Annotated in this window: 9 protein-coding genes; 4 read left to right on the top strand and 5 right to left on the bottom strand. The window is 70.8% G+C overall.

Annotation, left to right across the window (positions count from 1 at the left end; translation table 11 throughout):
- Positions 1-15 precede the first annotated feature (15 nt).
- Positions 16-1,491, top strand: coding sequence for an HD family phosphohydrolase (locus tag D7X55_RS27460; RefSeq protein WP_233610099.1), 1,476 nt, complete (start codon positions 16-18; stop codon positions 1,489-1,491).
- A gap of 9 nt (positions 1,492-1,500) precedes the next feature.
- Here D7X55_RS27460 and pyk read toward each other — a convergent pair whose 3' ends face one another.
- The 4 genes from pyk to D7X55_RS27440 form a co-directional block, all read right to left on the bottom strand.
- Complete coding sequence (gene pyk, locus D7X55_RS27455; protein WP_121724597.1) at positions 1,501-2,931, bottom strand: pyruvate kinase; 1,431 nt, start codon at positions 2,929-2,931, stop codon at positions 1,501-1,503.
- Positions 2,932-3,030: 99 nt separating this feature from the next.
- Entirely contained in the window at positions 3,031-3,846 is an 816-nt protein-coding gene (locus tag D7X55_RS27450) for a hypothetical protein (RefSeq protein ID WP_121724596.1), read from the bottom strand.
- A gap of 152 nt (positions 3,847-3,998) precedes the next feature.
- Entirely contained in the window at positions 3,999-5,459 is a 1,461-nt protein-coding gene (locus D7X55_RS27445; RefSeq protein WP_121724595.1) for an NFACT RNA binding domain-containing protein, read from the bottom strand.
- A gap of 120 nt (positions 5,460-5,579) precedes the next feature.
- Entirely contained in the window at positions 5,580-5,786 is a 207-nt protein-coding gene (locus D7X55_RS27440; RefSeq protein WP_120550885.1) for an excinuclease ABC subunit A, read from the bottom strand.
- Positions 5,787-6,133: 347 nt separating this feature from the next.
- On the opposite strand from D7X55_RS27440, the gene D7X55_RS27435 reads away from it, so the two are divergent.
- Positions 6,134-7,441, top strand: coding sequence for a glycoside hydrolase family 1 protein (locus tag D7X55_RS27435; RefSeq protein ID WP_120550884.1), 1,308 nt, complete (start codon positions 6,134-6,136; stop codon positions 7,439-7,441).
- Here D7X55_RS27435 and dusB read toward each other — a convergent pair.
- Complete coding sequence (gene dusB, locus D7X55_RS27430; RefSeq protein ID WP_120550883.1) at positions 7,420-8,433, bottom strand: tRNA dihydrouridine synthase DusB; 1,014 nt, start codon at positions 8,431-8,433, stop codon at positions 7,420-7,422. The two genes, D7X55_RS27435 and dusB, sit on opposite strands and share 22 nt — an antisense overlap.
- A gap of 97 nt (positions 8,434-8,530) precedes the next feature.
- On the opposite strand from dusB, the gene D7X55_RS27425 reads away from it, so the two are divergent.
- Together D7X55_RS27425 and D7X55_RS27420 are read left to right on the top strand one after the other, a co-directional pair.
- Positions 8,531-9,958, top strand: coding sequence for a site-2 protease family protein (locus D7X55_RS27425; protein ID WP_120550882.1), 1,428 nt, complete (start codon positions 8,531-8,533; stop codon positions 9,956-9,958).
- Positions 9,959-10,080: 122 nt separating this feature from the next.
- Complete coding sequence (locus tag D7X55_RS27420) at positions 10,081-10,608, top strand: RNA polymerase sigma factor (RefSeq protein ID WP_120550881.1); 528 nt, start codon at positions 10,081-10,083, stop codon at positions 10,606-10,608.
- Positions 10,609-10,720: the final 112 nt, after the last annotated feature.

Below are 10,720 nucleotides of genomic sequence, written 5' to 3'. Positions count from 1 at the left end.
CCCGCCGCCCCCAACCTGTCCCGCCGGCTCGCCAAGCTGACGTCCATCCTGGATGTCGCCAAGGCGATGAGCGCCGAGCGCGACCTGGACCTGCTGCTGCCCCTCATCCTCTATGAGGCCACCAAGGTCGTGGAGTCGGACCGGTGCTCGCTCTTCATCCTCGACCGCGAGCGCGATGAGTTGTGGAGCAAGGTGGCCCAGGGCTCCAAGAACGAGATCCGCCTCCCCTCTGGCAGTGGAATCGCCGGCCAGGTCGCCCAGACGGGCGCCGTCATCAACATCCCCGACGCCTACGCCGACCCCCGCTTCAACAGCTCCTTCGACGTCTCCAGCGGCTACCGCACCCACACCATCCTCTGCGTCCCCATGCGCGACGCCAACGGGGACGTGACGGGCGTCATCCAGGCCCTCAACAAGCGCGGCGGGCGCGTGTTCGACGCCGAGGACGAGGAGCTGCTGCTCGCCCTGGGCGCCCAGGCCGCCGGCGCGATTGAAAACGCCCTCCTCCACGAGGAGATCAACCGCCTCTTCGAGGGCTTCGTCTCCGCGTCCGTCGTCGCCATCGAAGCGCGCGACCCCACCACCGCGGGCCATTCCGGCCGCGTCGCGGACCTCACCGTGTCCCTGGCCCAGGTGCTGGAGCACCACACCACCGGCCGCTATGCGCAGACGCGCTTCACCGCCGTGGAGCTCCAGGAGCTGCGGTACGCGTCGCTCCTGCATGACTTCGGCAAGGTGGGCGTGCGCGAGAACGTGCTCGTCAAGGCGGAGAAGCTCTACCCCCATGAGCTGGACGCGCTGCGCGCCCGCTTCCAATTGGCCCGCAAGGACCTGCAGCTGCAGAGCTCCCGGCGCCGGCTGTCCGCCGTGGAGGTCCGCGGCCTGGCCGAGCTGCCCGCCATCCACCAGGAGGAGGACGCGCGACTGGCCCAGGAGCTGGCCCAGCTGGATGAGGTGATGGGATTCCTCCTCACCTGCAACAAGCCCACGGTGCTGGCCCAGGGCAACTTCGAGCGGCTCCTGGAGCTGGGAAAGCTCACGTTCACCGACGCGCACGACCAGGGGCAGTCGCTGCTGTTGCCCCAGGAGATCCAATCCCTCTCCATCACCCGCGGCACCCTCTCCCCGGAGGAGCGCCGCGAAATCGAGAGCCACGTCGAGCACACGTACCGATTCCTGTCCCAGATTCCGTGGACCCGCGCGCTGCGCCGCGTGCCGGAGATTGCGTACGCGCACCACGAGAAGCTGGATGGCACGGGCTACCCTCGCGCCGTCCCGGAGATTCCGGTGCAGTCCCGCATGATGTCCATCTGTGACATCTACGACGCGCTCACCGCGAGCGACCGGCCCTACAAGAAGGCCGTGCCGCACACGCTCGCGCTGGACATCCTCAAGAAGGAGGCGGGGTCCGGACAGCTCGACAAGGACCTCTTCACCATCTTCGTCGAGGCGGAGATTCCCCGCCGGGCCCTCAAGAAGAGCCCGGCGTAGGGCACGGCATCAGGCGCTGATGGTGTGCAGCCGCAGGCTGTTGATCTTGCCCGGCTGCCCCACCGGCGCGCCGAACACCACCACGACGCGGTCGCCCCTGCGCGCGAGCCCACGCGACACCAGCTCCTCCTCCACGCGGCGGAGCATGGTCTCCGTCTCCTGGATGGGCTCCAGCACGCGCGGCACCACGCCCCAGAGCAGCGACAGGCGGCGGCGCACTTCCTGGTTCGGGCTGAACGCCACAATCGGCACCGTGGGCCGGTAGTGCGCCAGCAGGCGCGCCGTCACGCCCGACAGCGTGAAGGCCGCGATGAGCGAAGCGCCGCTGGCCTTGGCCGCTTCACACGCCACGCGCGCGATGACGTCCGGGAAGTGCAGCGGCAGGCCCAGCGGGGCTTCAATCACACGCGGCTGCAGCTGCGAGCGCGAGGAGGACTCGGCCGCCAGGATGATGCGCTCCATCATCTGCACGGAGTCCACGGGGAACTTGCCGCTCGCCGTCTCACCCGAGAGCATCAGCGCGTCCGCGCCGTCGTAGACGGCGTTGGCCACGTCGCTGGCCTCCGCGCGCGTGGGGCGCGGGTTGTCGATCATCGAGTTGAGCATCTGCGTGGCCACGATGACGGGCAGGCCGCGCAGGTTGGAGCGCCGGATGATGTCCTTCTGGACGGCCGGCACCTCTTCGGGAGGAATCTCCACGCCCAGGTCGCCGCGGGCCACCATCACGCCGTCCGTCTTGTCGAGGATGGCGTCCAGGCGCGCGATGGCCTCCGGCTTCTCCAGCTTGGAGATGATGGGCACCGTGCGGCCCACCTCCGCCATGGCCTGGCGCGCTGAGTCCAGGTCGGAGGGCTGACGCACGAAGGACAGCGCGATGTAGTCCACGCCGGCCTTGAGGCCGAAGATGAGGTCCTCGCGGTCCTTGGGCGTCAGCGCGTCCGCGCGCACCGCCACGCCGGGCAGGTTGATGCCCTTGTTGTTCTTCAGGATGCCGCCGTGCACCACTTCCGTTTTGATCAGCTGCTTCTTGTCCGTCTCCACGACGCGCAGCTCCAGGAGGCCGTCATCCAGGAGGATGCGGTCGCCCGGGTTCACGTCCGCCGCCAGGTGCGGGTACGTGGTGGACACGATTTCGTCCGTGCCCTTCACCGTCTCGTCGGTGGTGATGTGGAAGGTGCCGCCGTGCTTCAGCTCCGTGCTGCCGGTGATGAAGCGGCCGGTGCGGATCTTGGGACCCTGCAGGTCGCCCAGGATGCCCACCGCCTTGCGCACCTTCAGCGAGGCCGCGCGCAGCATGTCGATGTTCGCCTGATGCTGCTCGTGGCTGCCGTGGGAGAAGTTGAGCCGGGCCACGTCCATGCCGGCCTCCAGCAGCGCTTCCAACATCTCCGGGGTCTGACTGGCAGGGCCGAGGGTGCAGACAATCTTTGCTCGTCGCATATGAGGCCGAACATCCGGCTCCAGCGCGTTTCGGTCAAGGAGTCACGGAGCGCGACCGAGCAGGTAAACCAGTAAACGTCCAGGCCGCTCGGCGTGCGCTCAACCGCGCAGCAGCGTGCCCAGGTTCTCGCGCTCCCAACGCAGCGCGGCGGCGTAGTGCGGGTACGTGCGCTCGCGCTCGCGGAAGGCGCGCGGGTGGTGCACGCGGCGCCCGGTGCGATTGCTGCTGGGGAACAGCTGGTGGAGCATCTCGTGGAAGACGATGAACTCCACGAAGAAGGCCGGCACGTCCGGCTTGTCCAGCGCGGGGTGGATGCGGATCTCACGCGTCTGGTGGTCGTAGACGCCCAGGCGGATGGACTTGCGGCGGCGGCGCGGGGGCATGCGGCCCCAGCCGATGCGGGCCTGGATGGCGTTGTCGAAGTAGAGCTCGTTGACGCCGTTGTAGAGCGCCCGCAGGTCGAAGCAGCGGCCCAGCGGATTCAGCTCCGCGTCGGATTCCCGGCGCAGCTGGCGGATGAGCGGCTGCTGGCCCCGGATGTACTCGTCCAGGAGGGCGCCCGCGCCGCGGTGCCCGCGCCCCGCGTAGTCCGCCACCGCGCGCACGATGACCTCCGGCGCGTCCAGGAACATGTGGTGCAGCCGCAGCTGGAGCACCTGCGAGCCGCGACGGAAGGACACCATGGTGGAGCGGTTGTCCGTCACGGCCAGGCGCACCGGCATGCCCAGGTTCGCGCTCAGCCGCCACGCGAGCGATTCCGCGCGCGTCCACAGCTCCTCACGCGACGCGGTGAGGACGCGAGGGGCTTCCTCCGCGACGCGGTTGCGCGGAGGCAGGGGCGCCTCTCCCTCCGGCGCGCGCTGCGCGGGAGTGGCGGCGCGTTCCGCGGACGAGCCGCGCGGGAACAGGGACATCTGGCGGAAGGCTTCTGGCGTCACGCGGGGGGCATCGTACCCGGCACTTCCCGAACCTCAAGGCCAGGGGCTGGATGCCCGTCCGCCTGTCGACCGGGCCCACACGCAGCGCGTGGCACCCCGGGTTGAATCCGTCCCATGGGCCCTGTCCTTCAGGGCAGGCCGCCCGGTTCGCCATGGCGCGACTTGAGCAGCCGCTCCAGCCGCTCCGGCTCCATGCGCACCACGAACGTCTTCTCCCGGGCATACGTCACCTGCCCGGGGGCGGCGCCCTTCAGCTTGCGCACGAACTTCACCGGCAGGTAGCTCACCTCGCCGCGCGGCTCGCCCTTGGCCCCGGAGTGGTGCAGCGCCAGGTGCGCCGCGTCCAGGAGCACCTCCTGCGCCACCTCCGCGTTCTTCTCCAGCGGCACCACCACGTGGCTGCCCGGCAGGCCGCGCGCGTGCAGCCACAGGTGCCAGGGACGGGCGAGCTTGAAGGTGAGCTGGTCGTTGTCCTCCGAGCCGCGCCCCACCCAGATGCGCGCGCCACCGTGGCCCACGTACTCCTTGAAGGGCAGCCCCCCCTTGGGGCCCTCTTCGCCCTGGGACACCTGGAGCACGTCCACCTGCGCGAGCAGCGCGGCGCCATCCATGGCTTCAATCTGCGTGAGCGCCGTCCGCGCGTGGGCCACCTCGCGCGCGAGCTCCGCCTCGCGGTGGCGGGCCTGCTCCACGCCGCGCAGGAGGCGCCGGTACTGGTGGAAGTGCCAGTCCGCCTCCTCCTTGGGGGTGCGCTTCGGGTCCAGCTTCACCTGGACCTCCTCCACGCCCGCCTCCGTATAGGAGGTGAGCGTCACCTGCGACGCGCCGCGCTTGAGCCGGTGCAGGTTCTGCGCGAGCAGCTCGCCCACCTCGCGGTGCTTCTCCGCCTCCGGGCCTCGCCCGGCCTCCGCGCGCACCTTCTCCAGCGTGCGGGAGGAGCGCTTCAGCCGCGCCCGGTACGGCTGCGCGAGCCGGCGGCGGATGGCGTCCGCACGGCTGGTGCGGTCCTTCTGTCCGAGCACCCGCTCGGCGGCCTGCAGCCTGGGCAGGGCGTCTTCTTCCTTCGGCTCCAGGCGCGAGGGCTGGGCGCGTCCCTTCGCCAGCGCCTCCGCGGACACGGGCTCCGGCGGCGACCACTGCGCTCCGGGATAGAGGTTGCGCCTGGGACCGAAGCCCTCACCGGAGAGCATCAGCACGCGGTGGTTGTCGCTGAGGAGGAGCAGCCCTCCCGGTGCGCCCACTTCCAGGACGAGGCGGCGGCGCACGTCCTCGCGCTCGAACTCCAGGACGATGGCGCGGCTCTCCTCCAGGTAGCGCGCGGCCTGAAGCTTGAAGCCGGTGAGTTCCTGGCGCAGCCAGCGCTGGAAGGGGGCGGGCTCGCCCGGCGTGGGGAAGCGGTCCTCGGCGACGGACAGGCGCGACAGCTCGCCTTCGGCGCAGAGGCACAGCACGACCGATCTGCCGGGGACGCGCAGCTCCAGGTAGGCCAGGCGGGGCAGCGGGCACCACGCCTTCTGGGCCACCGCGCCCACCAGCCGGGCCGCGGCCTCCGCGACGACCTCACCAAACTCCACCGGACGCAGCGACATGGCCCCTCCCGGGCAGGCTTGAGAGGACGTAACCCCTGGCCCGCAAAAGAAAAACGGCCCGGCGGGTTTCGCCGAGCCGTTCACCGGACGTCAACCGACGTCCGAAATGACGCCGCTACTTCAGGCTTCCGGGGTGACCGGGGTCGCGGGGGTCGCAGCCTTCCGGCGGGAAGCGGTCTTCTTCTTCGCGGCCTTCTTGGCGACCGGCTTCTTCGCGGCGGCCTTCTTGGCCGTACCGCGCTTGGCGGCAGGGGCCTTGCGGGCGGTCTTCTTCGTCGCGGTCTTCTTCGTCGCGGCCTTCTTCGCGGTCTTCTTCTTCGCGGCCATCGGAATCCTCCGTTCAGTGTTGAGGCCCGCGAGGACGCGAGCCCTGCACCCACTTAGAACTGAACGTGAGTGCTTGAAATGAATGGTACGGGCGACATGCCAGTGTGTCAACGCATGGTGATGTATTGCAGTGCGCGGCGAGGCCGATTTTTGGCCTCCGGGCGCTTCGAACCGTTCGTGGCGGTCATTTCGGGGCTCCGGCGCGTCGCGTGCGGGGCCGAATTTCCGGCTCCGGACGCATTTCGAAGGTCCGCGCTACAGGTCTGGATGTCGGCTGGCGTGCATCCGGCGCGCGCGCATCGCGTCGCTTCCCGTCGTGGAGGCGGCGGCCTACGGTGCGCGCCCGCATGAGCTCCGCCGCGCTGACCTTCCCCGAGTCCTTCACCTTCGGCGTCGCCACGTCCGCGTACCAGGTGGAGGGCGGCATCGAGAACGACTGGGCGCAGTGGGAGCGGCAGGGGAAGTTGAAGGAGCCCCATGCCAGGTGCGGCCTCGCGGTGGACCACTGGCGCCGCTACGAAGAGGACTTCGCCCTGGCGAGGGCGGTGGGGGCGACGGCGTTCCGGCTGTCGCTGGAGTGGGCGCGCATCGAGCCCGAGCGCGGCCGGTTCGATGGCGCGGCGCTGGAGGGCTACCGCGAGCGGCTGTTGAAGCTGCGCGCGATGGGCCTGAGGCCGGTGGTGACGCTGCATCACTTCACCCACCCCACGTGGTTCCACGCGTCCACGCCGTGGCACCTTCCGGAGAGCCTGGAGGCCTTCCGCCAGTACGTGCGCCGGTGCGCGCCCCTGCTGGAGGGGCTGGACGCGCTCGTCATCTCCTTCAACGAACCGATGGTCCTCTTGTTGGGTGGCTACCTCCAGGGCCTGATGCCGCCGGGCATCACGGACGGGGCGAAGACGATGGCCGCGCTCGGGAACCTGGTGCGCGCGCACGTCATCGCGCGGGAGGAGCTGGGCCAGCACCTGGGCCGGGTGGAGCTGGGCATCTCCCAGAACATGCTCGCGTTCGCGCCGGACCGCTGGTGGCATCCCCTGGACCGCTCGCTGGTGCGGCTGGCGGCCCCCGCCTACAACCACGCGTTCCACGAGGCGCTGTCCTCCGGCCACCTGCGCGTGTTCATGCCGGGCGTCGCGTCCACGGACGTGCGCATCGAGGGGGCGCGCGACTCGGTGGAGTTCGTGGGCGTCAACTACTACACGCGCGCGCACCTGCGCTTCATGCCGCGCCCGCCCTTCATCGACTTCAAGTACCGCGACCCGGACTCACGCGGGCTCACCGACATCGGGTGGGAGCAGCGGCCCGAGGGCTTCCTCCAGCTGCTTCAGGAGGTGAAGCGCTACGGCAAGCCGGTGTGGGTGACGGAGAACGGCATCGACGACCGCAAGGGGACGGTGCGGCCGGAGTACCTCCACGCGCACCTGAAGCAGGTGCTGGCCGCGCGCGCGGCGGGCGTGGACGTGCGGGGCTACCTCTATTGGAGCCTGCTGGACAACTTCGAGTGGCTGGAGGGCTGGGGCCCGCGCTTCGGCCTCTACCACGTCGACTTCGACACGCTGGAGCGCCGCCCCACCCCGGCCTGCGACTACTTCCGGCAGGTCGCCACCGGGCGGGTGTTGCTTCCTCCCAGCACTCAGCCCAGCGCCGCGCGGTAGTCCACCTCCGGCTCCTCTAGAGGTGCCGTGGGGTCCGTGTCCGCGCCCGCGAAGAAGCGGCGCACGCTGTCCTCCACCGCCTGGGGTGAGTCCAGCCCGTTCACCTCCGAGCGGAAGTGCGCCGCGCCCTTGAGGCCATGGGCGTACCAGGCCAGGTGCCGGCGGAAGGAGCGCACCGCCCCCAGCGCGTCGCCGACGAACTCCGCGTGGGCCCGGGCGTGCTCCAGCACCAGCTCGCAGCGCTCCTCGGGGGTGGCGGGCGGGCCGCCCGAAAGCTCGCGGAAGAGCCACGGGTTGCCCAGGGCGCCCCGGCCAATCATCACGAAGTCGCAGCCGGTGCTGTCCAGCATGCGGTGGGCGTCCGCCACCGTCTTCACGTCCCCGTTGCCCATGATGGGCAGCTCCGGGAAGTGGCGCTTGAGGTCCGCGATGTGGGCCCAGTTCGCCTGCCCCGTGTAGCCCTGCTCCCGCGTGCGCGGGTGCAGCGCGAGCCCCGCGCAGCCCGCCTCCTGAAGCGCCTCCGCCACCTGGAGGTAGTTGAGCGTGCGCGCGTCCCAGCCCGAGCGGATTTTGCAGGTGACGGGCAGGCCGGTGGCCTCCCGGATGGCGCGGACGATGGCGGCGGCGCGGGGCACGTCGCACAACAGGCCGCTGCCGGCGCCGTTGCGCACCACCTTCTTCACCGGGCAGCCCATGTTGATGTCGATGACCTGCGCGCCCGCGGCCTTGCCCACCTGCGCGGCCTGGGCCATGGCCTCCGGTTCGCCGCCGAAAATCTGCAGCGAGTAGGGCTTCTCCACGTGCGGGTCGTAGCGCAGGTACTTGAGGGTGCGCTGGTTCTGGCGCATCAGCCCCTGGGCGCTCACCAGCTCCGTGGGGCAGAGGGCCGCGCCCAGCCGGAAGGCGATGACGCGGAACGGGCGCTCGCTCACGCCGGCCATGGGCGCGAGGATGTAGGGGTTGGGGAGCGTGTAGGGACCCAGCTTCAGCATGCGTAAAAGACACCCTATACCCGTAAGGGAAACAGAAGTGCGCGGGGCATGAGAACGGCCCTGCGCGGGGGGGACCCAACGATTAAGGTCCCCCTCCATGTTCCGTTTCAGGCTCGGGAGCGTCCCCGTCCACATCCACACGAGTCACCTGCTCTTCTCCGCGGTGTTCGCCTACCAGTCCCTGCCTGTGCCGGGGCGGCACTCGGGTGCCGGGTGGCTGGGGGACCAGCTGGCCGACCGCGCGGCGCCCGGGCACATGGGCGCGGTGGCGGCCTACGTGCTGGCGTGGATGTTCATCATCTTCGTGTCCGTGCTCGTCCATGAGATGGGGCACGCGGTGGCCTTCCGCTTCTTCGGCTACCGCCCCAGCGTGGACCTGGTGTTCATGGGCGGCGTCACCCGGCCCAACACGGACGCGCCCCTGCCCTGGCACAAGGACGTGGTGAGCAGCTTCGCGGGGCCGCTGGCGGGGCTGACGCTGGGCGTCCTGTGCTGGGCGGTGCTGATGCAGGTGCGGGGCCGCTCGGAAGTCGCCGACTTCTTCCTGGGCAACTTCTTCTTCGCCAACATGGTGTGGGCGGTGCTGAACCTGCTGCCGGTGCCTCCCCTGGATGGCGGGCACATCAGCACGGCGCTGGCGACGCGGATGTTCGGGCGGCGGGGCTTCATCGTGTCGCACGTGCTGGCGCTGGGGCTGTGCGTGGGCGTGGTGCTGCTCAGCATCAAGAGCGGGGCCCTGTTCATGGGCATCCTCTTCGCCATGTTCGGCTACCAGGCCTTCCGCGTGCTGGCGGACGTGATGCGCGCGCGCAGCGAGGCGAAGGAGGAGGAGGGGCCCAACGCCCAGGGCCTGCGCGAGGCGCAGCAGGCCCTGCGCGAGGACCGGCTGGACGACGCGTGGCGGCTGGGCAACCGGGTGCTGGAGACGGAGGGGCTGTCCGCGGGGCTCATCAGCCGGACCCATTACCTGCTGGGCTGGGTGGCGCTGAAGCAGGGCCACGGGCGGCCCGCGCTGGACCACTTCTCCCAGGTGCAGGGCCAGCCGGTGGAGATGCACGCGGTGGCGGCGGCGTTCTCCCTGGTGGGCGACGACGCCCGCGCGGTGGGCTACTGGAAGCAGGCGTGGGGTGAGTCGCAGGACCGCACCGTGATGCACGAGTACGCGGGCGCGCTCATCCGGCTGGGCCAGGTGAACGAGGCCCTGCGGCTGCCCGGCGTGGACCCGGCGTCCGCGTTCCGGTGCGCGGAGCGGGCGCTGTTCATCCGGGGCGCCTATTCGGAGGCCGCGGCGGTGGGCGAGGCGGCCCTGAAGCACGCCCCGGACCCGGGCATCGCGTACGACGCGGCGTGCGCCTTCGCTCGCGCGGGCAATGTGACGGACTCGGTGCGGCTGCTCCAGCGGGCGGAGGAGCTGGGCTTCCAGGACGCGGCCTATGCCGCCTCCGACGAGGACCTGGCGCACCTGCACGGCCACCCCGCCTTCGAGGCGTGGCTGGCGCGGCTGCGGCCGGCGGCGTCCACCTGATAGAAGTCCGGGCCCGACCCGTGAGCCCTTCGTCCCCTCCCGTGAAACCGTCCGCCGCGCCCGTGCGTACCGGGGACATGCCGGCATCATCAGGAGTTTCCGGCGACTCGGACGAGGGGCTGATGGAGCGGTTCTGCCAGGGAGACGCGCAGGCGTTCGACGCGCTCTTCCAGCGGTATGCGCGCCCCGTGCAGGGCTACCTGGCGCGCCTCACCGGCAGCCCCGCCACCGCCGAGGACCTGGCGCAGCTCACCTTCCTGTCCCTGGTGCGCGCGCGCGGCCGCTATCAGGCCGGCGCCCGCGTCCGTCCGTGGCTGTACGCCATCGCCACCAACGCCGCGCGGGACCATGCGCGCCGCCACCGCCGGCCGGAGGACCTCACGCCGGAGGGCGAATTGCCCCTCACCGCCGTGGCGGACACGCCGGAGCCGCGCGACGCGGGCCTGGAGCGCGCGGTGCAGCGCGCCCTGGCGCAGCTTCCCGAAGGCCAGCGGCTGCCCATCCTCATGCACCGCTTCGAGGGCATGGGCTTCGCTGAAATCGCAGAGGCCCTGGGCCTCACCGAGAGCGCGGTGAAGGTCCGCGCCCACCGGGGCTACGCGCGGCTGCGTGAGCTGCTCGCCCCCCTTCAAGAGGAGACGTCGCGATGACGCCCGAGTGCGAACGCGTCCTGGACTGCATGGACGGCCCGTTGCCCGCGGACCTGGCGTCGCACGCGGCCGGGTGCGCGGACTGCCGCGCGCTCCTGGAGGGCTTCCAGGT

The organism is Corallococcus sp. AB049A, assembly GCF_003668885.1.
Taxonomy (GTDB): Bacteria; Myxococcota; Myxococcia; order Myxococcales; family Myxococcaceae; genus Corallococcus; species Corallococcus interemptor.
This window is presented reverse-complemented; position numbering and strand designations above follow the sequence as displayed.